The sequence below is a fragment of the Pseudomonas sp. KH_017 genome (genome assembly GCF_057840285.1).
In genome coordinates this window covers 2313345-2339435 of record NZ_CM174509.1, presented here as the reverse complement: position 1 = coordinate 2339435, position 26091 = coordinate 2313345, and the positions used below count along the sequence as shown (strand labels likewise).

Sequence of the window (26091 nt, the reverse complement as noted above, 5' to 3'; positions counted from 1 at the left end):
CTCGCTCCTACAAGGTAAGCTAAGCTTTGATCAACTCGTTGCTCACGATGCTCGGTTCTGCAGGTTTTGGGTTTTTCTGGAGAGCGTCTGCAACAGCTATCCCAGACTGGCCCAAACCTTTCACGCAGGATTGCCGTGATGACAGAGCCCCTCCTCAGCTTTGATGCACTCAAGCGCGCCGCGGCCGCCGGCGAAATCGATACCGTGCTGGTCTGCATGGTCGACATGCAGGGACGCCTGGTCGGCAAGCGCTTCCAGGTCGAGTTTTTCATCGACAGCGGCCACGAAGAAACCCACTGCTGCAACTACCTGCTGGCCGATGACATCGACATGGAGCCAGTGCCGGGTTACGCCGCAGCCAGTTGGAGCAAGGGCTACGGCGATTTCGTGCTCAAGCCCGACATGTCCACCCTGCGGCGCGTGCCCTGGCTTGAATGCACGGCGCTGGTGCTGTGCGACGTGCTCGATCATCACCATCGCCAGGACCTGCCCCACAGCCCGCGGGCGATTCTGAAAAAGCAGGTCGAGCGCCTGCGCGAGCGCGGCTATACCGGCATGTTTGCCTCGGAACTCGAGTTCTATCTGTTCGATGAGAGCTACGAGGCGATCCACAAGCGCAACTATCACAAACCGAAAACCGCCGGCCATTACATCGAGGACTACAACATCCTGCAGACTACCCGCGAAGAGCCGGTGCTGCGGGCGATCCGCAAGCACTTGCAGGCCTCGGGTATTCCCGTGGAAAACTCCAAGGGTGAATGGGGCCCGGGGCAGGAAGAGATCAACATCCGCTACGCCGACGCCATGACCATGGCCGACCACCACGTCATCATCAAGCACGCCTGCAAAGAGATCGCGCAGTTGCAGGGCAAGGCGATCACCTTCATGGCCAAGTGGCGCTACGAGGCCGCCGGTTCCAGCAGTCACATCCATAATTCGTTGTGGGACAAGAACGCCAAAAAGCCCCTGTTCTTCGACGCCAAAGCCGAGTTCGGCATGTCGAAACTGATGCGGGCCTGGGTCGCCGGACAGCTCAAGTACGCCAACGATATCACCTGTTTTCTCGCGCCCTACATCAACTCCTACAAGCGTTTCCAGGCCGGCACTTTTGCGCCGACGCGGGCGGTGTGGAGCCGCGACAACCGCACCGCAGGCTTTCGCCTGTGTGCCGAAGGCAGCAAGGCCATCCGCATCGAATGCCGCATCGGCGGTGCCGACCTCAACCCCTATCTGGCTTTCGCCGCGCTGATCGCGGCGGGTTTGGCGGGTATCGACGAGAAGCTCGATCTGGCACCGCCGTTCGAAGGCGACGCCTACCTCGACGAGCATTTGCCGGAAGTGTCCAAGACCCTGCGCGAGGCGAGCGCCGCCCTCAAGGCCTCCGGCATGTTGCGACAGGCGTTCGGCGATGAGGTGATCGACCATTACGTGCACACCGCCGAGTGGGAGCAGAAGGAGTACGACCGGCGAATCACCGACTGGGAATTGCAGCGCGGTTTCGAGCGCTATTGAGAACATCATGACTGAGAAGGTACAACTGATCTCCCCGGTCGATGGCCGGGTGTACGTCGAACGCGAGGTGGCCGATGCGCAGCAGATCGAGCAGGCACTGACGGCCTCTGCCAATGCACAGGCGTCATGGCAACGCCGCCCACTGAGCGAACGTGCGGCTTATTGCAGTGCCGCCGTGGATGCGATGCTGTCGATGCAGGCGGACATCGTGCCGGAGCTGGCCTGGCAGATGGGCCGCCCGGTGCGTTACGGCGCCGGCGAACTGCGCGGTTTTGCCGAACGCGCCCGACACATGATCGCCATCGCTCCACAGACCCTGGCCGCTGTAGAGCCTGCGCCCAAGGCGGGTTTTCGACGCTACATCAAACGCGAGCCGCTGGGCACAGTGCTGGTGGTCGCCCCGTGGAACTACCCCTATCTGACCGCGGTGAACACGATCATCCCGGCGCTGATGGCCGGCAACAGCGTGATCCTCAAACATGCATCGCAAACCCTGCTGGTGGGCGAGCGTTTTGCCGAGGCCATGCGTCGCGCAAAACTGCCCGAGGGGTTGTTCCAGAATCTGCTGCTCAACCATGTGTCGACCGGGGCGATCATTGCTTGCGGGCGCGTGCAGCAAGTGAACTTCACCGGTTCCGTGGAGGCTGGCAAGGTCATGGAAAGCGTCGCCAGCGGACGATTTATCGGCATGGGCCTGGAGCTCGGCGGAAAAGACCCGGCTTATGTCCGGGCAGACGCCAACCTTGAACAGGCGGTGGAAAATCTGGTGGACGGCAGTTTCTTCAATTCCGGGCAGAGTTGCTGCGCCGTGGAACGCATCTACGTCGACCAGAAAATCTACCCGGTGTTTGTCGAGCGCTTCGCCGAACTGACCCGCCAGTACGTGCTGGGCAACCCGCTGGACGAAGCCACCACCCTCGGTCCGCTGGTGACTCCGGGTGCCGCATTCTTCGTTCGTGGCCAGATCGCCGAAGCGCTGGCCCAGGGCGCGACAGCGCTGATCGATCCGAAGTCCTTTGCCGCCGACGTGCCGGGCAGCGCCTACCTGGCACCGCAAGTGCTGGTGGACGTGAACCATCAAATGTCGGTCATGCGCGACGAAAGCTTTGGCCCGGTGGTCGGCATCATGCCGGTGGCCAGCGATGAAGAAGCCATCGCCTTGATGAACGACAGTGAGTTCGGGCTCAGCGCTTCCATCTGGACCCGGGACCTCGCTGCGGCCGAACGCCTGGGCAACGAGATCGCCACCGGCACCGTATTCATGAACCGCTGCGATTACCTGGACCCGGCACTGGCCTGGACCGGCGTGAAGAACAGCGGGCGCGGCGTCACTCTGTCGCCATTGGGCTACGAACACCTGACCCGGGCCAAATCCTTTCATCTGCGTCACGAGGTGTAGACCATGAACCTGACAGGAAACTGGAACTACCCCACGAGCATTCGTTTCGGTGTCGGGCGCATCGCCGAACTGGCCGAGGCCTGTCGCAGCCAGGGTATCCAGCGCCCCTTGCTGGTGACCGACAGCGGCCTGGCGCGCGCGCCGATCACCACGGCGGCACTCGACGCATTGCGCGCCGCGGGTCTTGGCGTGGCGCTGTTTTGTGACCTCAAGCCCAACCCGGTGGAAGCCAACCTGGCCGGCGGGCTCGATGCCTGGCGTGCCGGCCAGCATGATGGCGTGATCGCTTTCGGCGGCGGCAGTGGCCTGGACATGGGCAAGCTCATTGCCTTCATGAGTGGCCAGACCCGCCCGGTCTGGGATTTCGAGGACATCGGCGACTACTGGACCCGCGCCGACGACAGCCGCATCGCCCCGGTCATTGCCGTGCCGACCACAGCGGGAACCGGTTCCGAAGTCGGCCGTGCGGCGGTGATCATCGACGAACGCACCCACACCAAACGCATCATCTTCCACCCGAAAATGATGCCGCGCGTGGTGATCAGCGACCCGGCCCTGACCGTCGGCATGCCGGCGAAAATCACCGCCGGCACTGGCATGGACGCGTTGTCCCATTGCCTGGAAGCGTACTGCGCCCCCGGTTTTCACCCCCTGGCCGATGGCATTGCCGTGGAAGGCATGCGCCTGGTGGCCAACTCACTGGTGAAGGCGGTACACACACCATCGGACCTTGAGGCCCGCGCGCAAATGCTCGCGGCGGCGGCGATGGGCGCCACGGCATTCCAGAAAGGCCTGGGCGGGATGCATGCGCTCTCCCATCCGGTCGGTGCCCTGTACGACACCCATCACGGCATGACCAACGCCACCTTCATGCCCTATGTCCTGCAATTCAATCGCTCGGCCATCGAGGAGCGCATCACCCGCCTGGCGGCTTACCTGCGCCTGCCCTCGCCGGGGTTCGACAGTTTCCTGGCCTTCATCCTCAAGCTGCGCAAGGACATCGGCGTGCCCCATACCCTGTTTGAACTGGGCGTGGATGACCGGCAGGCCGACCTGATCGCCGACATGGCGATTGTCGACCCCTCCGCCGGCGGCAACCCGCTGCCGTTGACCCGGGACGGCGTGGCAAAGATTTTCGACGCGGCGTTTCACGGCCGTCTGTAGGAGCGAGCCTGCTCGCGATGAACGTCAACGATGACGCGGGGAGCCTGACACCCCGCGTCATCCTCAAGTCCATCGCGAGCAAGCTCGCTCCTACAGAAAACCAAGGTCGAGCCTACGGCGGCTCAGTTCGGCCTGTCCAAAACCTGACAAGGGGCACACATCATGAACCCAGCAAGCCAGCCGGGCACCGAAACGCACGACGATGACGTCAAGGTGCTGCACAGCATGGGCTATGCCCAGCAACTCTCACGACGAATGGGGGTTTTCTCCAACTTCGCCATTTCCTTTTCGATCATCTGCATCCTCTCGGGTGGCATCAACTCACTGGCCCAGGGCACCTCGGGCGCGGGGGGTGCATCCATCGGGATCGGCTGGCCGATCGGCTGCCTGATCTCCGGGGTATTCGCCATGGCCATGGCGCAGATTTCCTCGGCCTACCCCACCGCAGGCGGCCTGTACCACTGGGGCTCGATTCTCGGTAACCGCTTCACCGGCTGGCTGACCGCGTGGTTCAACCTGCTGGGGCTGGTCACGGTGCTGGGCGCGATCAACGTCGGCACCTATTACTTCTTTTTCGGCGCCTTCGGACCGGCACTGGGCATGGAGGACACGACCACGGTCCGGGTGATTTTCCTGGCGATCCTCACCGGCCTGCAGGCCTTGTGTAACCACTTGGGCATCGGCCTGACCGCCAGGCTCACCGACTTTTCCGGCTACCTGATCTTCGCCACGGCGCTGGCCCTGACCATCGTCTGCCTGATATCGGCACCCAGCTATGAATTCGCGCGGTTGTGGACCTTCGGCAACTACTCCGGTGAGGCCGGTGGCGGCGTCTGGCCGCAGGTCTCCAACGGCTGGGTTTTCATGCTCGGCCTGCTGTTGCCGATCTACACCATCACCGGCTATGACGCCTCCGCGCACACCTCCGAGGAAACCCGCAACGCAGCCATGTCGGTGCCGCGTGGCATGGTCATGTCGGTGGTCTGGTCGTTGCTGTTCGGCTGGCTGATGCTCAGCGCGTTCGTGCTGATGCTGCCGAACATGGACGAGGCGGCCAAGCAAGGCTGGAACGTGTTTTTCTGGGCCATGAACACCCAAGTCAACCCGACACTGAAACTGGTGCTTTTCGTGGCGATCTTCATTTCGCAGGTGCTCTGCGGGCTGGCCACCGTCACCTCGGTTTCACGCATGATCTTCGCGTTCTCCCGGGACGGAGGCCTGCCCTGCTCAAAAGCGCTGTCCTCGGTCTCATCGACCCATCGCAGCCCGGTGGCGGCGATCTGGACCGGTGCCACCCTAGCGGTGTTGTTCGTCTGGGGATCGTCGGTGATCTCGATCGGGACAACGCCGGTCTATACCATCGTGGTGTCCTGCACGGTGATCTTCCTGTTCTTCTCCTTCGCCATTCCCATCGCGCTCGGCCTGTTTACCTTTGGTACGTCGAAGTGGCCGACCATGGGACCGTGGAACATGGGGCGTTTCTGGTACTCGGTGTTCGCCATTCTCTCGATCCTGTCGATGATCATCATTTTCGTCATCGGCATCCAGCCACCGAACGATTGGGCGCTGTACATCACCATCGGCTTCCTGGTCCTGACGGCCATCGTCTGGTTCGGCTTTGAAGCGCGACGTTTCCAGGGGCCACCGGTGGGCGACATGATCGTCAAGCGCCAGGCTGAAATTGCTGCGGCGGAGGCGGCGTTGAATAAACAAAGTGGAAGCTGAAGGCCGCTCTGTTGTTCAGTTAATCGAAAGGGAATCACTGTAGGAGCGAGCTTGCTCGCGATGGTCGTTAACGATAACGCGTGTTTACTGGCTAAACGCGGCGCTCTTGAGTCCATCGCGAGCAAGCTCGCTCCTACAGAGTCCGGGCCAGATCTGCCGGGCTTTTTTGCGGGCCGATGATCTATCCTGTGCCTCCCCGTTTTCACACCTGAGGCCACGATGCCCGCCCTCACCGCCCGCGAGGTTTACCAGCCATTGCGCGATGCCGCCCAGGGCATTTGCACGGTCCAGCGTCTTGATGATCAACGCGCGTCGAGCCCTGTGCGGGTCGACATCGACGGCTGGCAACTGACACTGGAGGTCGACACCGGCCACTTGCGCCACTGCCTGCACGGCCAAAGCCCCGATGGCCGTGAATATGCGTTCGACAGCGGGCAACGCTTCGGCACCGACCCGGTGAGTTTGCTCAGTACCTGGGAGCTGGCGCAGATTGAACGGTTGCTGGCCTGAATCCTGCGCAACCTGTCGTTCCCTGGCCGCACTTGTGATAAACAAGCCGGAGTGATTTTCGCTTCCAAGGAGGTACTGCCCATGCCCCGTTCCCCACGCCTGCCGCACTGGCTGGCCTGCGCCCTGCTCGGTTTGTTCGTCGGCAGCGCCCAGGCCGGCACGACGCCCCCGGCACCCGATGCCTTGCAACCCTTGCTGGCGACGATGAATGAGCGGTTGTACATCAGCGAGCTGGTGGCGCTGACCAAGTGGGACAGCGGCAAACCGGTCCAGGACAGCGCCCGGGAAGCGCAAGTCATCGCCAACGCCCGCAAGCAGGCGGCCCAGCGCCAGCTCGACCCCGACGATGTCGCCAACCTGATCGCCGCCCAGATCGAAGCCAGCAAACTGGTGCAATACAGCCGAATCGCACAATGGCAAGCGGCGCACAAGGCGCCGGACACGCCACGGCCGGACTTGGGCAACGACATCCGGCCCAAGCTCGACACCCTGCAAAACCTGTTGCTCACGCAGTACGCCGCGTTCCTGCCCTACCGCAAAGACCCGAACTGCCCGCAATGGCTGGCCACCGAACGCTCCGCGCTGATCAAGGATTATTTGCATGACCAGGCGATGATTCGTGCGACCGGGGAGCTATGCATTGCAGGGCGATAACGTCAAATGAGCCACACTGAAACCTTCGCCAAAATCCTGCTCGGCCCGCTGTTGTTGGCGCAGGGTCTGTACACGCGGCGCGTAACGCCCAAGTTGCCAGAGGCCGAAGGCGAACGTCAGGGCGAAGTCGGCAGCGGCGACGTGTTGCGGTTGTTGATAGTCGGCGACAGCGCCGCTGCAGGCGTGGGTGCGGCGACTCAAGGTGAGGCCCTCAGCGGTCGACTGGTCGAGCGCCTGGCCGATGATTACCAGGTGTCGTGGAAACTCTGGGCGCGCTCGGGTCTGGATTCCCAAGGGCTGCTGGAACTGCTCGAACAGCACGCTCCCGAGCCGTTCGATGTGGCGCTGTTATCAATTGGCGTCAACGATGTCACCAGTTCACTCACCCTGGATCAATGGCTCGCTCGGCAACGGCGCTTGATGGCGCTGTTGTGCGACAAGTTCGCGGTGAGGCAGATTGTGGTGTCGCCGCTTCCGCCGATGCATTTGTTCCCTGCCCTGCCGCAGCCGCTGCGCTGGTTTCTGGGGTTCAGGGCGCGTCGTTTCAATGCACATTTGGCGGATCTGGCAGATCGCGTGGATCAATGTACGATGCTGACAACCCCGCTGGCGCCCGCACCGGGCCTGATGGCCAGCGATGGTTTTCATCCGGGGCCGATGCTCTACCGTCAGTGGGCCGACGATGCCGCCAGGGTCATCGACCAACGCTTTTGCAGCACAACAATAAAAAACAGGAGTTGAAGATGTCCGAGCTGAACCTGAACCACAACGTCGCAGCGTCCCTGAAACAGTGGCACGCGATGATCGGCAAGCGCGACTTGAGCGGCTTGCCAGAACTGCTCGATCCGCAGGCGGTGTTCCGCTCGCCGATGGCGCACACGCCGTATCCGGGGGCGCCGGTGGTGTCGATGATCCTCAACACGGTCATCAACGTGTTCGAGGATTTTGCCTATCACCGCGAGTTGGCGACGGCGGATGGCTTGAGCGTGATTCTCGAATTCAGCGCCAGGGTCGGCGGGAAAGAGCTGAAGGGCATCGACATGATCCGCTTCAACGAACAGGGCAAGATTGTCGAACTTGAAGTGATGGTGCGGCCGTTGAGTGGCTTGCAGGCATTGGGTGAGGAAATGGGGCGGCGCCTCGGGGTTTACCTGAAGTCCAGCAAGGCCTGACTTACCTGACTCACCAAAAATTCCTGTGGGAGCGGGCTTGCTCGCGAAGAGGCCATCACATTCAACATCTCTGTTGACTGACACTCCGCTTTCGCGAGCAAGCCCGCTCCCACAGGATTTGTGTTTAGCCTGAAATCGGGGGTAAGCCGTTAAACCATCGGCTGATGACTGGTCACGCAGTGAATACCGCCACCACCGGCGGAGATCGCGTCGATGTCGAGTTGCACCACCTTGCGCTGCGGGTAGAGTTCGGACAGCAGGTCGAAGGCTTTGGCATCGGCTTCTTCGTCGCCGAATTGCGCAGCGATGATCGCGCCATTGATCACGAAGTAGTTGATGTAGCCGGCGGCGAAGTCCTGATTGTCTTTGCTGAACCGGCTGTTGCGCGGGTTGAGCGGCGGCGACACGGTATGCACCTGCAACTTGCGGCCATCGGCATCCGTGGCGTTTTCGAGGATCTGCAGGTGGGCGCGAGTGACCTTGTAGTCGTAGGACTCGGGGTCGTTGTCGAGGTTGGCGATGACCACGCCGGGCCTGACGAAGCGCGCATAGAAGTCGACGTGGGCGTCGGTGATGTCCTTGCCCTTGATGCCCGGCAGCCAGATGATTTTACGCAGGCCCAGCCGTTGTTTCAGCTCTGCCTCGACCTCGGCCTTGGTCCAGTCGGGATTGCGGTTGCGGTTGATCCAGCTGCTTTCGGTGATGATCCCGGTGCCGTGGCCATCCACTTCGATGCCACCACCCTCTCCCACCAGTTCGCTGCGCAGGTAATCGGCCTTGGCGTTTTCGGCGACCTGGGCGGCCAGTTGCGCATCGTCCGCATGCTGCTGTTTGTTGCCCCAGCCGTTGAAGTTGAAGTCCACTTCGCCGAGACCGCCGTTGCCATCGACGACAAAATTGGCGCCGATGTCGCGCATCCAGATGTCGTCCAGTTCGGTGATCACGAAGGTGGTGTTGTGGCTGCCGCATTTGCTTTCGGCCAGGCGTCTTTCGCTCTGGCGACAGAACACGGTGACCGGCTCGTATTCGGCTATCGCGCGGGCGATCCGGCCAAGGGCGTCTTGCACGTGGGGCGTGAAGTCCTCCCAGATCGCGGCCTGTGCGCCGAAGGCGATGAAAGCCCGCTGGTGTTTGTCCCCTTCATCGGGCATGTACCACTTGCCTTCACCGGCCGCTCGCACCGCCAGGCCGGCAAAGCCCAATCCCATGGACGCCACCGCACCCAGCCCGGCGGCGATCGATACCTGCTTGATGAATGTTCGACGTGTCGGCATGTGTTTTCCTGAAATCGAGGTTTGGCCGGCCCTCGGGCCGGCCGGTGATCATTTGACTGTAGCGGTCTTGAATTTGGTCCAGGTGCGCATGCGTGCCCGCATGTCGGCCTGGGGAATGTCCTTGCCGGGAATCAGCCGTGCGTAGGTGGCTTCATCGAGGTAGATATCCGGGTTGTTGCGCATCGCGGCATCGACATCCGGGCGTGCCTTGGCGTTGGAGGTCGGGTAGCCGGTGAAGTTGCTGATGGCCGCCATGTTCTGCGGGCGCATCACGAAGTTGATGAAGGCGTAGGCGTACTCCGGGTGCCGGGCGTCGACGGGAATGGCCATGGTGTCCATCCACACCGTGGTGCCTTCCCGGGGAATGCGGTAGTGGAAGGTGCTTTTCTTGCCGGCGCTGTCAGACGTACGTTGCGCCTGGGTCATGTCGCCGCTGTAGCCCAGGGACACGCACAGGTTGCCGTTGACCAGGTCGGTCACCGGTTGCGACTGGAACTTGCGAATGTACGGCCGCAACTTCATCAGCAGGTCACTGGCCGCCGCCAGGTCCGCCGGTTTGGCGCTGCGCGGGTCGCGGCCGAGGTAGTTGAGCACCACCGCCAGCACTTCGTCCGGCGAGTCGATCATCGAGATGCCGCAGTCAGCGAACTTCGCCGCCAGTTCCGGCTTGAACAGCATGTCCAGGCTATTGACCGGTGCGTCCGGTTCACGCTTGGCGATTTGCTCGGCGTTGTAGGTCAGGCCGATGGTGCCCCAGGTGTATGGCACCGTCGCTTTGCTCGAATATTCATAACGCGAGCGCAGTTTCTGCAACCCGGGCTCAATATCAGCCATCGCAGCGATTTTTGACTGAGCCAGCGGTTGCAGGCTGCCAGCGCGCATCAAGCGTTCAGCCACGGTGTCGCCAGGGAAGATCAGGTCGTAACCGCTGCCGCCGGCCAACATCTTGGCCTCAAGGGTTTCACTGCCTTCCATGACGTCGTAGATCACTTTGATCCCGGTTTCGGCGGTGAATTTACTGAGGGTGTCTTCGGCAAAATAATCAGCCCAGTTGTACAGCCGCAGGGTTTTCTCCTCGGCGTGCAACGCAGGCACCGCACAGCTCAGCGCCAGCCCCATGGCCAGGCACAGCTTGTTGATCGTGTTCATGTCACACCCCTTGGGTTGCCCAGCGTGAATGGATCTGACGACCGTCCTGGGTCAACAAGGCGCCGTACATGTCCGGGCGGCGGTCACGGTAGATGCCCCAGGTCAGGCGGTCTTCGCGCATGGCCGCCAGGTCCAGGCTGTGGACCAGCACGCCGGTGCTGTCACGGTCGGCTTCGGCGAGCAACTTGCCCTTGTGATTGCAGATGAACGACGAGCCGTAGAAGCTCATTTGCAGGGCCGGGTCGGTGGTCGCCGCTTCCCGGCCGACACGGTTGGCCGCCACCACCGGCAGCAGGTTGGCGGCGGCGTGGCCGCGCATGGTCATTTGCCAGTGATCCCGGGAATCGAGTGTGGCGCAGCCCGGTTCGGAGCCGATGGCGGTCGGGAACAGCAGCACTTCGGCGCCCATCAAGGCCAGGCAGCGAGCGGTTTCGGGGAACCACTGGTCCCAGCAGATGCCCAGGCCGATGCGCCCGAACGCGGTGTCCCAGACCCGGAACCCGCTGTCGCCGGGGCTGAAGTATTCCTTCTCCTGATAGCCGATGGCGTTGGGGATGTGGGTCTTGCGGTACACGCCCAACAGGCGCCCGTCGGCGTCGGCCACGCTCAGTGAATTGAAGTAGGCATTGCCGGCCTTCTCGTACCAGCTCAGCGGCAGCACCACGCCCAACTCTTTGGCCAATGCGGCAAAGCGCTGGAGCACGTGGCTGTCGCGATACTCCTCGGCCAGTGCCAGGTGTTTGTGGTGTTGCTCGATGCAGAAGTACGGCGTGGCGAACAGCTCCTGCAACAGGATGACCTGCGCGCCCTTGGCCGCGGCCTCGCGAACCAGTTGCTCGGCCTGGTCGAGGTTGTGTTTGAGGTCCCAGGTGCAGGGCATCTGGGTGGTGGCGATGGTCAGCAGTGTCATGGCATCAACCCCGCACCGGCCAGGCCGGCTGTTGCTGGGTGATGCAATGCACACCGCCGCCGCCATGGGCCAGATGGTTGATCCGCACCGGTACCACCTCGCGTCCGGGGAACGCCTGCGCCAGCACTTCGGCAGCGACCTTGTCGGCATCGATGCCATACGCCGGCATGATGATCGCGCCGTTGGCTATGTAGAAGTTGGTGTACGAGGCGCAGAACACTTCAGCCTCGGTGTCCACCGCATCGGAGGCTTCATAGAGTTCGATCAGCTCGAACTTGCGGCCTTGGGCATCGGTGACCAGCTCAAGGGCGCGACGGTTTTCCCGTGCGACTGCGGCGTACACAGAACTCTGGTCGTGGGTGGCGTCCACCAGCAACACGCCGGGACGAGCGAAAGCGCACACGCCGTCGACGTGGCCGTCGGTCATGTCGCCGGTTACGTAGTCCGGATCGCCCGGCAGCCAGATGGTTTTCTTCACACCCAGCAGGCGGGTGAAGATCTCTTCGATCTCGGCCTTGGTCACGCCCGGGTTGCGGTTGGGGTTGAGCAAAACCGACTCGGTGGTGATCAGCGTGCCCTCGCCGTCCACATGAATCGCGCCGCCCTCATTGCTCAGTGCCGTGCCGAAACACTCCAGCCCCAAATGATTGAGCGCGCGACGGGCCAGGCTTTCGTCCAGATCGTGGGCCGACTTGCCGCCCCATGCGTTGAAGCGCCAGCTCACACCGGCCAGGCCTTGCTGCGGGTGGCAGACGAAGCTCGGGCCGGAGTCGCGGCACCAGCTGTCGTTGACCGCCAGTTCGATCAACTCGATGTTCGGCCCGCACAAGGCCTTGGCGCTGGCGACGGCTGAAGGATCGACCACCAGCTTCACCGGTTCGAAGCGGGCGATGGCGTTGGCCACCCGGGCGAAGTCTTCTTGAACCTGTGGCAGTGTCACCCGCCAGCCTGACTCCCAAAGGCTCTTGTTGTGCGGCCAGACCATCCAGGTGGCGGCGTGGGTGACCCACTCGGCCGGCATCGTCCAAGCGCTGTTTTGAATTTCGTTCTGTTGCATGACAAGCACCTCTGAGTTAAGTCATTGTGTTCAATGAAAACGGCCTTGGCGGTCTTGGCATGCATGCTACGGCTGGAAAAACGGGCAAACAAACGATGGATTTTGCAGATAACTGATTAGAGGAGCTTATCGATATGCTCAAACACTGGCCGCCCCTGAGCACCCTGCGCGGCTTCGAATCCGCCGCCCGGCTGGGCAGTTTTCACAAGGCTGCCGATGAGTTGCACCTCACCCAATCGGCGATCAGCCAGCAGATCCGCAGCCTTGAGGCCTACCTGGAACAACCGCTGTTCCATCGCAGCGGGCGCAGCGTCAGCCTGACCGATGCCGGGCACGATCTGCTGAGCACCACCCAGGCGTTGCTGCAGCAATTGGCGGTGGGCATTCGCCGGTTGGGGCAATACCAGAAACCCAATCAACTGGTGCTCAACACCACCCCGGCGTTTGCCCGGCACTGGCTGTTGCCGCGCCTGGGGGATTTCCGTCGCCAGCATCCACAGGTCGACCTGTGGATTTTCAGCACCGATGAAGTGCCGGACATGGCCAGCCAGACCATCGACCTGGCGGTGCGCGACGACATCGGCTCCCAGGCCGAATGCAGTTTCAGGGTGCTGCACACCGACCGCCTCTATCCGGCGTGCCACCCGAGCCTGTTGGCCGTGCCGGTGGAACAGCGCACCACTTTGCATGGCGAACGGGAAATGGACTGGAGCCACTGGGCGGTGGAATCGGGAATCGATGTGGGGCAGATGGATCAGGGGCTGAATTTTTCCGATCCGGGTTTGCTGCTGGACGCGGCCTGCACCGGGCTGGGCATTGCGCTGGTTAGCCAGTTGCTGAGTCGGCAGGCGCGGGCCACCGGGCTGTTGCAGCCGATGGTGGAGCAAACCATCCGCGGCCCGAACTGGGCGCTGCTGACCCACCGTGACAGCGAAAACATTGCGATGGCGCGGGCCTTCACCGAGTGGCTGGTCGACAACCTGGCGGCCGAGCAGCAGACCACGACGTGATCATTGCTCCGGGAAGGTTTGCAGGTAGGCCAGCAGGTCTTCGATTTTTTCCGGGTCGCTGAGGCCCCAGAAAATCATGCGGGTGCCGGGCACGACTTTCTTCGGCGCTTCGAGGTAGGCGATCAGGGTTTCGCGGTTCCAGACCAGGTTGGCGGACTTCATCGCGTCGGAATACACGTAGTCCGTGGTGACGGCGGAGTGGCGACCGATCACGCCATTGAGCTGCGGGCCAAAGAAGGCGCGAGCCGATTCGCCGATCTGATGGCAGCCGCTGCAGAGGCGCTTGTACACTTTCTCCCCGGCCTGGACATCGCCCGCAGCAAGGGTGGGCATGCTGAACAGGCCAGCGGTGAGCGCCAGGGCGAGGGTCAGGGCGGCGATTTTCTTCATGTTCCGTTTCCAGTCGGGTGTTGCCGGATGGCTATTGGAACATGCAGGCCGGGGATATCCCAAGTGGTCAAATGGACGCAATCCCTGTGGGAGCGGGCTTGCTCGCGAAAGCGGTAGTCCAGCTACCTACGATGTTGAATGTGAAGGCCTCTTCGCGAGCAAGCCCGCTCCCACAGGGGTCCTTCACTGCATGCTGGATCTATGTTCGACGCCAATCAAAATGTGGGAGCGGGCTTGCTCGCGAAAGCGGTAGTCCAGCCACCTACGATGTTGAATGTGAAGGCCTCTTCGCGAGCAAGCCCGCTCCCACAGGGGTCCTTCACTGCATGCTGGATCTATGTTCGACGCCAATCAAAATGTGGGAGCGGGCTTGCTCGCGAAAGCAGTAGTCCAGCCACCTACGATGTTGAATGTGAAGGCCTCTTCGCGAGCAAGCCCGCTCCCATAGGGGTCCTTCACTGCATGCTGGATCTATGTTCGACGCCAATCAAAATGTGGGAGCGGGCTTGCTCGCGAAAGCAGTAGTCCAGCCACCTACGATGTTGAATGTGAAGGCCTCTTCGCGAGCAAGCCCGCTCCCATAGGGACTTGTGCATGGCTTACTTTTTGAACGGGGTTCGCGAGGTATTGAGTTCAATGGCTGCATTAATCAACGACGCCAATGCCTTTTCATCGATTTGCTCCCCTTCGCGAATATCGATGGCACGCCGGGTATTGCCTTCAAGGCTGGCATTGAACAGCTTCGACGGATCATCCAGTGAAGCGCCCTTGGCGAAGGTCATCTTCACCACTTGCTTGTAGGTCTCGCCGGTGCAAATGATGCCGGCATGGGACCACACCGGCACACCCCACTTCCACTCTTCTATCACTTCTGGGTCGGCCTGGCGGATGATCTTGCGGACGTGGGCCAGGGTTTCGCCGCGCCAATCGGCCAGTTCCCGGATTCGTTCGTCGATCAGCACCGAGGCTTCGTTTGAGTCAACCTTGTCCGTTTTCATCACCGTTTCGACCCTCATCATGATGGTTGTGACCGATGAGGGTAGACGGTGTTCGAAGGTTTTCAGGAATCGCTGACTGACGGCGCCTGGGGCACAGGGCGGGTTTTCACGGTGACGAACATTTTGATGCGGTCGCCGATTTCCTGGAGGGTATGGCGGAACGGGTCGTGCCTTTCGCTGGTGGTCGGGTCTTCGAAGCTCCAGACCATCACTTCAGCGGTAAACGGCATGCGCGCGGCCTCTTCGGAGGACTTGTCGCACAGGGTGATGACGTAGTCGAACGCCTGGCCTTCGAAATCCTCGAGAGACTTGCTGCGCAAGCCGCTGGCATCGACACCGATGTGATCCAGGGATTCGAACGTGCGCGGGTCGATCTCGGTGGCCTCGAGCCCGGCGCTGAAGGCCTGGAAATCGGCAGGATCGATGTGGCGCAACAGGGCTTCGGCCATGGGGGAGCGGACATCGTTTCGGGCGCAGACGAACAGCACGCGACGGGGGTCGGTCATGGTTTTACCTCTGCTGGCTGGGTGTTTTAGTGTTTGCTCATCAATCCATGCAGCACGCCGAACCGCAAACCCGGTTCTGACGCAATCATATGCGTGATCCCGAACACTTTGAACGCGGCCAGCATCACCACCAGACCGCCGGGCAGAATGCTCAGGCGATGGGTGGGCAAACCGGCCAACTTGAGGTGTTTCACATGTTTGACCTCCAGCAGGCGCAACGACAAGCGCAACAGGCCGCCGTAGGTGATGCCGCTTTGGCCGTCATCATTCAAGCCATTGGCCTTGAGCACCTTGGCCAACATCCGCGCTGTCCCGGAAGAACCGACCGCCTGCTGCCAGCCCATGGCGCGGTAACGCCGGGCAATGCGTTCGAATTGCACGGTGGCCGCGCGTTCGGCCTCCAGCAGCGCTTCGGCCACGATCCGCCCGCCGTGGAAGTAACGCGCACCGAAGGTGCCGCTGCCGATGGCAATGCTCTCGGTGACCAGCAACTGATCACCACGGCCGATGATCATCTCCGTGGAGCCGCCGCCGATATCCACCACCAGCCGCGTGGTTTGCGCCGGCAAGGTGTGGGCCACGCCGGCGTAGACCAGTTGCGCCTCTTCGTGACCGGAAATGACGTCGATGCGAAAGCCCAGATGCCGTTCGGCACTGGCCAGGAACAGCGGCGCGTTGTCCGCTTCGCGTACCGCGCTGGTGGCCACCGCCCGCACGCGCCCGGCCTCGAAACCGCGCAGTTTCTTGCCGAATCGCGCCAGCGCCTGCCAGCCACGGTCCAGCGCCAATTCATCAAGCGCCCCGCCTTGCAAGCCTTCGGCCAGACGGACCGGCTCACGCAGGGTCTTCACTTCCTGGATGACCATCTGCTGGTTCCGTCTCACCGACTGGCCAATCATCAGGCGAAACGCATTGGAGCCCAGGTCGATGGCGGCAAACAGCGGGGCGTCTTTCATAGGGGGTTCCTTGCACATTCATCTGCCGGCGGACTGGCGGCCGTCGGGCACTCAAGACGGATTGCGAGGATCTTGCCATTACTTCGATGACACCCGGATGACACCGCCTGGAGATCTGACTTTCGCCACAATTGTTCATTCGTCATCGAATCGTCATGAACCGGGCGCCATACTCAGTCCATCCAATGCGTGCTTTAACTTTCTGCTGCCAGTCCCGGCAGCTTTTTTTTGCCTGGAATTGCCCTTACAAACACTCCTGCGCCGCACGCTCGAACGTCGACGGCACGAACGCCGAGGCCAGCAGCTTGCGCTCGTACAGGAACACCTTGCCGCCGCTCGAGGCTTTATAGGTTTCCAGCACATTGTCCGCCGCCACTTTGCTCGGGATGACGATGCGGTAGCTGCGCTGGGTCTGCGACACCGTTGGGTTGAGCGCATCGTGCTGCAACTTCGGCACCACGCAATGGGTGTACTCCTCGGGCGACTTGCTGGTCTGCAGGGTCATGGTCGGATTGTTCGGCGTGGCACAACCGGCCAGCAGCAGCGAAGCGAATACCAGGCTCGGGGCAAAAACAGTGCGCATGTATCAGGTCCTGAATAGAAATCCACGGTGGATCGGCTTGCCCGCCGCTCAATGGGCGTCGGGCTTATTAATTTGTTGCTGCGGTCAATCCGGCGGTTACCAGCGCCTTCAGCGACGCATCGAACTGTTTCAGCGCGCTCAGTTGCAGGTCGCGTTGCTGTTCGATTTGCGCGGCGATCTCGGGCGCGGCCTTGTCATGCACCCACACCGACGGCAGTTGTTTTTCCACCGCGCCTTCGGCCTTGCCGATGTATTGCAGGTTGGCGTCGTAGAACCGCGCGGCGAAACGCGCCTCGACCCGGTCGTTACGCTGGGTCAGCAATTGGTTATGGGTATCGAGCATCACCACCACATCGGGGTGGGCCTGCACCAGGGCATCGAGATTGTCGTAGACCGTCACCGACACAAAGGTGTGGTGCAGCGAACCCATCAGCCAGTCGATGGCCAGGTCCGGATCGGAGCTGTTGACGAACGCCTGGCGAATCCGCGCATCCAGTGCGTTCTTCGCACCGTTGACGGCCACCGAGTGGTATTGCTCAAGGTATTGCAGGTTTTCCACGGTGTTTTCGCTGTACAGCACCCCGACCGTCTGCCCGTATTGCAGCCCGCCCTGGCCAGCGGTGATGGGCGGCAGATGGCAGGTGCGTGCGTCTTCGGCAAAGGCCGATGCGGTGGATGCAACGCTGCCCAACAACAGGGCAATCACAGCCAGTCGGGTCAAGATTTTCATCGCGCAGTTTCCTTGAGCAGCGTGTTCAATGCCGGCAATTTTCCGCCTTTGCGCAAAAAACAGAACTTGCGATTCTTGATGGTGACTATTGACTGAACCAATAGTGCGGCGGCGTCAGCGCATGCCTCTGGCGCAAACTTACCGGTCAATGTCGAACAAGCGGCTGTGCCGGGCGCCCACGGTTGATTACAGTGGCGACTGCCCTCAAAACCTGATCAAGGAACGAAACAATGGTGACCTGCTACCTGAAATACGTGCTCGATCCCTACCAGCTCGACGCGTTCGAGCACTACGGCAAGTTGTGGATTCCCCTGGTGGAAAAGTTCGGCGGCCAGCACCACGGCTACTTTTTGCCGTCGGAGGGCGCCAACAACATCGCCCTGGCGCTGTTCACCTTCCCCAGCCTGGCCGAGTACGAACATTACCGGCAGCAGTCGATGAACGATCCAGAGTGCATCGCCGCGTTCAAGTACGCCGAAGAGAGGAAATTCATCCTCAGCTACGAGCGTTCGTTCATGCGGCCGGTGTTTGGCTGACTGGATCGCTGAGTCAGTCTTTTTTCAGATCCAGGCAATAGGTGTAGTAACCGGGGTCGCGCACCCAGCCCAGGGATTCATACAGGCGCTGGGCGGTGAGGTTGTCGGTGGCGGTTTCCAGGGTCATGCCTTTGCCACCGGCCAGCTTCGCAAAATCCCGGGCGGTGTTCATCAGCAGTGTGCCGACGCCTTTGCCCCGGGCGGCGGGCGTGGTGAACAGATCACCGAGCAGCCAGGTGCGATGGGCATCGATCGAGGAAAAGGTCGGGAACAGCTGGACGAAGCCGAGGTTTTCACCGTCGGTGTCCTGGGCAAAAAAAATCACCGATTCATCCCGGGCGAGTCGCTCGGCGATGAAGGCGCGCGATTGCGCAAGGTTCGACGGCTGCTTGTAGAACATCCGGTAGGCGTCAAACAAAGGGGCGATCTGGTCGATGTGCGATGCGTCGGCGCGCAGGGCCTGAATAGCCATGAGGGTGCTCCATTGCGGTCTCAAGGAATTACAGACTAGCAATGGGAATGGAACGGAGACGGTATTTTTTGGAAGTGCTACGCCCCCTGTGGGAGCGGGCTTGCTCGCGAAGAGGCCGTGTCAGTCGACATAAATGTTGAATGACACGGCCTCTTCGCGAGCAAGCCCGCTCCCACATTGGATTTCCACATTGGATTGCGGGTTGCCGTCAGACCCGCACGTTGCGGCCTGGCAGCGAAGTACGCTGGCTGCTCTCCCAGCCCTCCACCAGCCCCACTGGCACATCCGCTGACGGCAACATCTGCGCGCCACGCACCAGATCGGACGCCCGCTCGGCGAGCATAATAGTCGGAGCATTCAGGTTGCCGTTCGGCTCGGTCGGGAACACCGACGAATCGATCACCCGCAGACCGGCGATGCCACGCACGCGCAATTCGGAATCGACCACCGCCATGTCGTCCTCGCCCATGCGGCACGAACCGCAAGGATGGTAGGTGCTTTCCAGGTTGTCGCGCACGAAGGCGTCGAGGTCTTCATCGCTGGTCACCTGCGCGCCCGGGGCGATTTCGCCGTCGCGGAAGCGGTCCATGGCTTTCTGGCCGATGATCTCGCGGGTCAGGCGAATGCAGCGGCGGAAGCCTTCGCGGTCCTCTTCCCGCTCCAGGTAGTTGAAGCGGATTTCCGGATGCTCATACGGATCGGCCGAGCGCACGCGCACATAACCACGGCTTTTCGGTTTGTTCGGCCCGGTCAGCACCATGAAGCCATGGCCCTTGATCGGCTTGTTGCCGTCGTAGCGCATCGCCGCCGGCAGGAAGTGGAACTGGATGTCCGGCCAGCGCAGGCCCTTCTCGGAGCGGATGAAACCACCAGCCTCGAAGTGGTTGGTGGCGCCCAGGCCGTCCTTGAACAGCAGCCAGCGCAGACCGATCATCAGTTTGCTCAGCGGGTCCATCTTGTTGTTGAGGGTCACCGGCTCCTTGCAGCCGAACTGGATGTACACCTCGGCGTGATCCTGCAGGTTCTCCCCTACGCCCGGCAGCTCATGGCGTACGCCGATCCCGGCCTTGCGCAGGACGTCCGCCGGGCCAATGCCCGAGCGTTGCAGCAGGTGCGGCGAGCCGATTGGCCCCGACGAGATCAGCACTTCACGGTTGCAATACACCTGGTGGGTCTGGCCACCGTGGTCATACATGACCCCCACCGCACGCTTGCCTTCAAGAATGATCTGGCGCGTCATCGCATGGGTGATCACTGTCAGGTTCGGACGGCCCATGGCCGGGCGCAGGTAGGCGTTGGCCGTGGAGCAGCGCACGCCGTTCTTCACGGTCATGTGCATGGCGCCGAAACCTTCCTGCATGTAGCCGTTGCAGTCTTCGGTCTTGATGTAGCCCGCCTCCGCACCGGCTTCGACCCAGGCACCGTACAGTGGGTTTTTCATGTGGTTGCCGTTGGTGGTATGCAGCGGCCCGGTCTGCCCGCGATAGCTGTCGCCACCCGACTCATAGCTCTCGGCACGCTTGAAGTACGGTAGGCAGTTGCGATAGCCCCAGCCTTCGGCACCCAGGGATTCCCACTCGTCAAAGTCCAGCGCGTGACCACGGATGTACACCAGGCCGTTGATCGACGACGAACCGCCCAGCACCTTGCCCCGTGGGCAGTGAATGCGTCGGCCGTTGAGGTGGGTCTCCGGCTCGGTTTCGTAGCGCCAGTTGTACTTCTTGGTGTTCATCGGGATCGAGAATGCGCTCGGCATCTGGATCACTACGCTCTTGTCACTGCCGCCGAATTCCAGGACCAGCACCGAGGTGGCCGGGTCTTCGCTCAGGCGGTTGGCCAACACACAACCTGCCGAGCCTGCGCCAATGATGATGTAGTCGTATTTTTGCGTGGTCATTCTTTGCGTGGTCATAGTTATCTCCCGACCGTCGATTCAGTGAACACCGGCTGTGGCTGCTGTTTGTGGGTCAGCGTGTCGCCGGTGGTGTATTGCGGGGAGTTTTTCTCGATCTGCTGGATCACCGCTTCTTCGCGTTTCAGATCGATCGAGCGGCTCAGCCAGTAGTACGCCAGGCCCGACACGATCAGCCCGACCAGCCAGGCGATGTCGATGCTGCCCAGCGCCTTGGCGAGCGGGCCGACATACACCTCGCGTTGTTCAACGCCGTCGAAGATGTAGAAGAACGGGATCATCGAGATAAAGCCGATGGCATAGGCGGCGATGCCGCGCAGTCCCCAGCTGCCGTAGATGTTGCCGTGGGGCATGAAGAAGTGCGGGATGGCGTAGCGGCCCTTGCGCACGAAGAAGTAGTCAGTGAGGTTGACCGAGGTCCAGGGCACCAGGAAGTACAGCATCACCACCAGGTAGATCCCCAGCACCGACAGGCCTTTGCCGGAACTCTGGATGCTCAGGGCCACGCCCAGTTGCAGCAGGATCACGAAGCCGATGGCCAGGATGCGTGCCTTGCGGGTGGGTTCGATGTGCTTGATCGAGTCGACGCAGGTCAGCGTGGTCAGCTTGGCGCTGTAGATGTTCATCGCGATCACCGGCAGGAATGCCAGGATGGTGACCACCACCACCGCCGTGCCCACCAGCGGCGACACGGTGTTGCCGACTTGCCCGAGGGCCACCAGCACGTCAGTGGAGTGCAGGTGATCGGCCAGCCAGCCACCCACGGAAATCATCCACGCACCGGACAACGAAGCCCCGAGGAACACCACGGCGATCAGCTTGCCGCTGGAGGTGTTTTTCGGCAGGTAGCGCGAATAGTCCGACACGTACGGGGCGTAGGCAATGTTGTAGCTGGCGGCCGCCGCAAACTGCGCGATGAAACCGGTCCAGTTGAAACCCAGCGGCTCACGGGCCACTTCGCCTTCCGCGAGTGCCGGCAGCACCGCATCCGGCACCCAGCCCATCACCACCGCCACGGTCACCAGGCCATACAGCGGCAATGACAGGTACAACGCCCATTTGAAGCTGCGGTGCATCCAGTCATGGCCGAGGATCGCCAGCACCGCCGCCGGTATGGTCACCGCCACCGCGATCACCGCCGGGTTGAACCCGAACAGCGTGTGCAGCCCCTGCATCATCAGCACCAGGTTGACGATGTTGAAGCCGGCGAACACGAACAGCGTCGCCAGCAGCACCAGGATCACCCCGCGATAACCGAACTGCGCACGGGACTGGATCATCTGCGGCAGGCCAAGGTGCGGGCCCTGGGAGCCGTGGAACGCCATGAACAGCGTGCCGAACATGATGCCCAGCGTGCCGGCCAGCGTAGTCCAGAGCGCAGTCAGGCCGACGCTTGGGCCAACGAAGCCGATGGTCATGGTGAAGAAGGTGAAATTGCCGAGGAACCAGAACGGGCCCTGACTGGCCAGCTTGTCAGTGCGCTCGTTCTCGGGGATGAAGTCAATCGAATGCCCCTCGACGACGGATTTTTCGTCGAGGCTGGACACGCTCGTGGCGGACTTGGCGTTAGTGTTCATGATGGACTCTTATTGTTGGAAGATCATGACGAGATAACCGCGTTCTTTCGGGTGAACGACTCCCGGGGCGCGTCCTTGCCGTTCCCGAATTTCAAAGGCTCAATTGCCTTCAGCATTAGTACGAGACCTGTGGGAGCGGGCTTGCTCGCGAAAGCGGTGGGTCAGGCAACATCGATGTCGAATGTGCCGGCCTCTTCGCGAGCAAGCCCGCTCCCACAAGGGGTGGCGTCAGCTTGGCAGCGTGATCCACACCGCCTTGGTTTCGAGCAGGTAGTCGAGCTGCTCGGCGCCAAGGTCCTTGCCGAAACCGGACTGCTTGTAGCCACCGAACGGCATCGACGGATCGAGGGTGCCGTGGGCGTTGACGTAGACCGAGCCTGCTTTCAGACGTGGAATCAGGCTGTGCACCTTGCCCAGGTCGTTGGAATACAGTGCGGCCGCCAGACCGTAAGGCGAGTCGTTGGCCAGGGCCAGCGCGTCTTCCTCGTCGTCGAACGGTGCGGTGACCAGCACCGGGCCGAAGATCTCTTCCTGGACGATGCGCATGTCGTTGCGGCAATTGGCGAAGATGGTCGGCTCGACGAAGAAGCCAGGGCCATCGACCGGTTGGCCGCCGTAGACCAGTTCGGCGCCTTCGGCCTTGCCGGTTTCGATGTACTCGGTCACGCGCTGCTTTTGCAGGGCCGAAACCAGTGGGCCGATGAAGCAGTCCGGGTCCAGGCCCGGGGCCATTTTCAGGGTGCGCGTGTAGGCGATCAGCTCACGCAGGAATTCGTCGTAGACACTGCTATGAATATAGGCCCGTGTACCGGCGTCGCATACCTGTCCGGAGTTGAAAAACACGCCGTTGGCGACTGCTTGGGCGGCGGCCGGGATGTCGGCGTCGGCGCAGACGATGACCGGTGATTTACCACCGAGTTCGAGGGTCAGGCGCTTCATGTCATCCAGCGCTGCGCGGCCGACAGTCTGGCCGACCGGGGTCGAGCCGGTGAAGGTCAGTTTGTCGATACCCGGGTGGGTGGCCATGGCCGCACCGACCACGCTGCCGCGCCCGGTGACGATGTTGATCACGCCATCCGGAATGCCCGCTTCCTGCACCAGTTCAGCGAAACGCAGGGCCGACAGCGAGGTCAGTTCGGCGGGCTTGACCACCACGGTGCAACCGGTCGCCAGCGCTGCGCCGAGCTTCCAGGCCATGGTTTGCAGCGGGAAGTTCCACGGCACGATGGCGCCGACTACGCCTACCGCTTCCTTGCGGGTATAGGCCAGGTAGTTGCCCGGCAGCGAGGGTTCGACGGTACGACCGTGCAGCTTGGTAGCCCAGCCGGCGAAGTAACGCAAGGTATCGACGGTGCCCTGGATGTCCACGTCCTTGGCGAAGGCCACCGATTTGCCCATGTCGATGGATTCGATTTCCGCCAGTTCCGCAGCGTTCTGCTCGATCAGGTCGGCCAGGCGCTGCATCATGCGCTCGCGTTCGGCCGGTTTGGCCTGGCGCCAGGCGCCGCCGTCGAACTGGGCGCGGGCGGCTTGCACGGCGCGGTCCAGGTCATCGGTGGTGCCCATGGGAATGCGGGTGATCAGGCCTTCGGTCGAGGGTTCGATCACATCGGAAGTCTGGCCGTCGCTGGCTTCGACCCAGGCGCCGCCGATGAACATTTTCTGGACCTTGCTGAGGAAGGTCTGGGTGGCTTCGCTGACGCCGAATTTCTGCAGGTAACTTTTGACGATCGTGTCCATTTTTGTTCTCTCTGCCCGGCAGTCAGAGCCTGCCGGGTCACTGGTTTCGATGATCAGGCTGATGCGGTTTCGCTCTCGGCAGCTGCCCGCACCTTGCCCCGTTCGTGGAAGATGAAACCGATGCTGTTGAGCAGCAGTTGCGCGGCGAGGATCGAGGTCATGCCGGTCGGGTCGTAGACCGGCGCCACTTCCACCAGGTCCATGCCGACGATGTTGCCTTTGCTACGCTTGGCCAGGGCCTGGATGATTTCCAGCACTTCGTAGTAGAGGAAGCCGCCGTGGCTTGGGGTGCCGGTACCGGGGGCGATGGACGGGTCGAAACCGTCGATGTCGATGGTGATGTAGTAGTTGATGTCCTGCGGGATCAGCGCCAGCACACCCTCGACGCCAAGGCGACGCACGTCACGCACCGAGAGGATTTTCGAGCCGGCTTCATGGGCTGCTTCGTAGTCGTCGCGGTTGGACGACGACACGTTGCGAATGCCCATCTGGGTCATGCCGACAATGTGGTTCATTTCCGAGGCACGGCGCAGCGGGTTGCCGTGGCCGTAGCGCACACCGTGGCGTTCGTCGACGAAATCCAGGTGCGCATCGAAGTGGATGATGTGGATCGGGCCGCGGCCTTCGAAGGCCTTGATCACTGGCGCGTGTACCGAGTGATCGCCGCCGAGCACCACCGGCATGACACCAGCGTCGAGGATCTTGCGCACGGCGTATTCGGTGTTCTTATTGCTGGTGACCATGTCGGTGTGGACGATGTCGGCATCACCGACGTCGACCATGCGTACGTCCGATGCGGTGAGGTACATCACGTCATCTTCGTGGTCGTAGGCGCCAGCGTGGCCGAAGGAAAACAGCGTCGATGCTTCGCGAATCCCGCGTGGTCCGAAGCGTGCGCCGGAGCGCCACTGGGTGCCCATGTCGTTGGGCACGCCGAGCACCGCGACGTCGGCATCCAGTGCATCCCAATCGGTGCACACCGGGGATTTGCCAAAGGTGCAATGACCCACGAATGGCAGGTTCAGGCGACCGGATTCATAACCGTTGTTCGACATTTCTAGCCTCTCCACTTCTTGTTATCGGCTTGGCGGACTGCAAGGCGACCGCCGTTGGAAAGACTATGGGCGCAGGTTTTCGTGGAAAAAATGCTAAACATCAGATACTCATATCGGTATTCCCGATGCATCCCCATGCCGGAGGTCCAAGATGATCCAGCTGCACGATGTCGACCTGAAACTGCTCAGGGTGTTTGCCACGATTGTGCGCTGCGGCGGTTTCTCGGCCGCGCAGGCGGCGCTCAATGCCGGGCAGTCGACCATCAGCGAACAGATGACCCATCTGGAAACTCGCCTCGGGGTCAAACTCTGCCAGCGCGGGCGCAGCGGCTTTCGCCTGACCGAACAAGGGGTGGCGATTCATGAAGCCACCCAGCGCCTGCTGTCGGCGGTGGAAAACTTCTGCATGGACGCCGACGTGCTCAAGCAGCACATCAGCGGCAAGCTCAACCTGGGGATCATCGACACCACGATCACCGACCCCGACTCGCCGATCCCGCGCACCACCCAGCGCTTCGTTTCACGGGGCCATGACGTGCACCTGAACGTGTACGTCGGCACCCCGGCGGAACTCGAAGAGCGGGTGCTCGACGGTCGCCTGCACCTGGCCATCGGGCACTTTCCGATCCATGTGCCGGGCCTGCTGCAATCACCGCTGTACCAGGAAGCCCTGGGTTTGTATTGCGGCCGGCGTCACCCGTTGTACGGCAGCCACGCCGAAGGTGAGGAGCTGCTCGAAGAAGTCGCTGCCGGGCGGATCGTCGTGCGCGGCTACATGCAGCAATACGACCTCGAACACCTGGGTGTCAGCAAGGCGGCCGCCACCGTGGACAACATCGAAGCCACGGCGATCCTGATCATTTCCGGCGCCTACCTGGGCTTTCTGCCTGAGCACTTCGCCGCCCAGTGGGTCAAGAGCGGCGAGATGCACCAGTTGGCCCCCGGGAGTCTGCGTTTGAAATCGCCGTTCGACGTGATCACCCGACGCGGCACGGCACCGCCACCGATCCTCCAGGCGTTCCTTGAAGACCTGGCCGCCAGCACCCGTAAAACCGGCAAGCCGTGATGTGACACTCGCCAAATTCAAATTTTGCCGGGCA

The 26091-nt window shown here is 61.9% G+C and carries 26 protein-coding genes; 11 read left to right on the top strand and 15 right to left on the bottom strand.

Annotated features, from left to right (window positions below; translation table 11 throughout):
* Positions 1-138: 138 nt before the first annotated feature.
* The 8 genes from AC3IT6_RS10620 to AC3IT6_RS10585 all read left to right on the top strand — a co-directional run bounded on the left by AC3IT6_RS10620 (position 139) and on the right by AC3IT6_RS10585 (position 8136).
* Positions 139-1512: a glutamine synthetase family protein gene (locus AC3IT6_RS10620; RefSeq protein ID WP_489355316.1), complete on the top strand. Its 1374-nt coding sequence runs from the start codon at positions 139-141 to the stop codon at positions 1510-1512.
* A 7-nt stretch (positions 1513-1519) separates the two neighbouring features.
* Positions 1520-2911, top strand: a complete 1392-nt coding sequence (locus AC3IT6_RS10615; protein WP_489355314.1) for an aldehyde dehydrogenase family protein — start codon at positions 1520-1522, stop codon at positions 2909-2911.
* Between the two features lie 3 nt (positions 2912-2914).
* A complete protein-coding gene (locus AC3IT6_RS10610; protein ID WP_489355312.1) occupies positions 2915-4075 on the top strand; it encodes an iron-containing alcohol dehydrogenase in 1161 nt (386 codons plus the stop codon).
* 162 nt (positions 4076-4237) lie between these two features.
* Positions 4238-5800 carry an amino acid permease gene (locus AC3IT6_RS10605; RefSeq protein ID WP_489355310.1) on the top strand — a complete coding sequence of 521 codons (1563 nt, stop codon included), beginning with the start codon at positions 4238-4240 and terminating at the stop codon, positions 5798-5800.
* 219 nt (positions 5801-6019) lie between these two features.
* The gene (locus AC3IT6_RS10600) at positions 6020-6310 is read left to right on the top strand and encodes a DUF7693 family protein (protein WP_489355308.1); all 291 of its coding nucleotides are present in this window, start codon (positions 6020-6022) and stop codon (positions 6308-6310) included.
* An 81-nt stretch (positions 6311-6391) separates the two neighbouring features.
* Positions 6392-6964 carry a chorismate mutase gene (locus tag AC3IT6_RS10595; protein WP_489355306.1) on the top strand — a complete coding sequence of 191 codons (573 nt, stop codon included), beginning with the start codon at positions 6392-6394 and terminating at the stop codon, positions 6962-6964.
* 6 nt (positions 6965-6970) lie between these two features.
* Positions 6971-7705, top strand: coding sequence for an SGNH/GDSL hydrolase family protein (locus AC3IT6_RS10590; protein WP_489355304.1), 735 nt, complete (start codon positions 6971-6973; stop codon positions 7703-7705).
* A 2-nt stretch (positions 7706-7707) separates the two neighbouring features.
* A complete protein-coding gene (locus AC3IT6_RS10585) occupies positions 7708-8136 on the top strand; it encodes a nuclear transport factor 2 family protein (protein WP_489355302.1) in 429 nt (142 codons plus the stop codon).
* A 149-nt stretch (positions 8137-8285) separates the two neighbouring features.
* Here AC3IT6_RS10585 and AC3IT6_RS10580 read toward each other — a convergent pair whose 3' ends face one another.
* From AC3IT6_RS10580 to AC3IT6_RS10565, 4 genes are read right to left on the bottom strand one after another with little or no spacing between them, the layout of a single operon-like run.
* Positions 8286-9410, bottom strand: coding sequence for an agmatine deiminase family protein (locus tag AC3IT6_RS10580; RefSeq protein ID WP_489355300.1), 1125 nt, complete (start codon positions 9408-9410; stop codon positions 8286-8288).
* A gap of 48 nt (positions 9411-9458) precedes the next feature.
* The gene (locus AC3IT6_RS10575; protein WP_489355298.1) at positions 9459-10559 is read right to left on the bottom strand and encodes an extracellular solute-binding protein; all 1101 of its coding nucleotides are present in this window, start codon (positions 10557-10559) and stop codon (positions 9459-9461) included.
* Position 10560: 1 nt separating this feature from the next.
* Positions 10561-11469 carry an N-carbamoylputrescine amidase gene (aguB, locus tag AC3IT6_RS10570; protein ID WP_489355296.1) on the bottom strand — a complete coding sequence of 303 codons (909 nt, stop codon included), beginning with the start codon at positions 11467-11469 and terminating at the stop codon, positions 10561-10563.
* 4 nt (positions 11470-11473) lie between these two features.
* Complete coding sequence (locus AC3IT6_RS10565) at positions 11474-12526, bottom strand: agmatine deiminase family protein (RefSeq protein WP_489355294.1); 1053 nt, start codon at positions 12524-12526, stop codon at positions 11474-11476.
* Positions 12527-12660: 134 nt separating this feature from the next.
* On the opposite strand from AC3IT6_RS10565, the gene AC3IT6_RS10560 reads away from it, so the two are divergent.
* The gene (locus AC3IT6_RS10560; protein WP_489355292.1) at positions 12661-13536 is read left to right on the top strand and encodes a LysR substrate-binding domain-containing protein; all 876 of its coding nucleotides are present in this window, start codon (positions 12661-12663) and stop codon (positions 13534-13536) included.
* Here AC3IT6_RS10560 and AC3IT6_RS10555 read toward each other — a convergent pair whose 3' ends face one another.
* The 6 genes from AC3IT6_RS10555 to AC3IT6_RS10530 form a co-directional block, all read right to left on the bottom strand.
* On the bottom strand, positions 13537-13926 hold the full coding sequence (locus AC3IT6_RS10555) for a c-type cytochrome (RefSeq protein WP_489355290.1): 390 nt from the start codon (positions 13924-13926) through the stop codon (positions 13537-13539).
* A 599-nt stretch (positions 13927-14525) separates the two neighbouring features.
* Positions 14526-14924, bottom strand: coding sequence for a DUF1801 domain-containing protein (locus tag AC3IT6_RS10550; protein ID WP_489355288.1), 399 nt, complete (start codon positions 14922-14924; stop codon positions 14526-14528).
* 62 nt (positions 14925-14986) lie between these two features.
* Positions 14987-15430 (bottom strand): arsenate reductase ArsC, encoded by a 444-nt coding sequence (locus tag AC3IT6_RS10545; RefSeq protein ID WP_489355286.1) that lies wholly within the window; start codon positions 15428-15430, stop codon positions 14987-14989.
* A gap of 26 nt (positions 15431-15456) precedes the next feature.
* On the bottom strand, positions 15457-16386 hold the full coding sequence (locus tag AC3IT6_RS10540; RefSeq protein ID WP_489270707.1) for a Ppx/GppA phosphatase family protein: 930 nt from the start codon (positions 16384-16386) through the stop codon (positions 15457-15459).
* A 244-nt stretch (positions 16387-16630) separates the two neighbouring features.
* Positions 16631-16969, bottom strand: a complete 339-nt coding sequence (locus AC3IT6_RS10535) for a hypothetical protein (protein WP_223447367.1) — start codon at positions 16967-16969, stop codon at positions 16631-16633.
* A gap of 67 nt (positions 16970-17036) precedes the next feature.
* Positions 17037-17699, bottom strand: coding sequence for an ATPase (locus AC3IT6_RS10530; RefSeq protein WP_489355283.1), 663 nt, complete (start codon positions 17697-17699; stop codon positions 17037-17039).
* A gap of 230 nt (positions 17700-17929) precedes the next feature.
* Here AC3IT6_RS10530 and AC3IT6_RS10525 point away from each other — a divergent pair, with 230 nt between their 5' ends.
* A complete protein-coding gene (locus tag AC3IT6_RS10525) occupies positions 17930-18235 on the top strand; it encodes an NIPSNAP family protein (protein ID WP_489355281.1) in 306 nt (101 codons plus the stop codon).
* Positions 18236-18248: 13 nt separating this feature from the next.
* On the opposite strand, the gene AC3IT6_RS10520 is transcribed toward AC3IT6_RS10525, so the two are convergent.
* The 5 genes from AC3IT6_RS10520 to speB all read right to left on the bottom strand — a co-directional run bounded on the left by AC3IT6_RS10520 (position 18249) and on the right by speB (position 24991).
* Entirely contained in the window at positions 18249-18707 is a 459-nt protein-coding gene (locus AC3IT6_RS10520) for a GNAT family N-acetyltransferase (protein ID WP_489355279.1), read from the bottom strand.
* A gap of 208 nt (positions 18708-18915) precedes the next feature.
* Positions 18916-20604: a choline dehydrogenase gene (betA, locus tag AC3IT6_RS10515; RefSeq protein WP_489356521.1), complete on the bottom strand. Its 1689-nt coding sequence runs from the start codon at positions 20602-20604 to the stop codon at positions 18916-18918.
* 17 nt (positions 20605-20621) lie between these two features.
* Complete coding sequence (locus tag AC3IT6_RS10510; protein ID WP_489355277.1) at positions 20622-22196, bottom strand: purine-cytosine permease family protein; 1575 nt, start codon at positions 22194-22196, stop codon at positions 20622-20624.
* A gap of 228 nt (positions 22197-22424) precedes the next feature.
* Positions 22425-23936 (bottom strand): aldehyde dehydrogenase family protein, encoded by a 1512-nt coding sequence (locus AC3IT6_RS10505; protein ID WP_477764558.1) that lies wholly within the window; start codon positions 23934-23936, stop codon positions 22425-22427.
* Positions 23937-23989: 53 nt separating this feature from the next.
* Entirely contained in the window at positions 23990-24991 is a 1002-nt protein-coding gene (gene speB, locus AC3IT6_RS10500) for an agmatinase (RefSeq protein WP_489355275.1), read from the bottom strand.
* Positions 24992-25142: 151 nt separating this feature from the next.
* Here speB and AC3IT6_RS10495 point away from each other — a divergent pair, with 151 nt between their 5' ends.
* Entirely contained in the window at positions 25143-26057 is a 915-nt protein-coding gene (locus tag AC3IT6_RS10495; protein WP_414876195.1) for a LysR family transcriptional regulator, read from the top strand.
* The last annotated feature ends 34 nt before the right edge of the window (positions 26058-26091 follow it).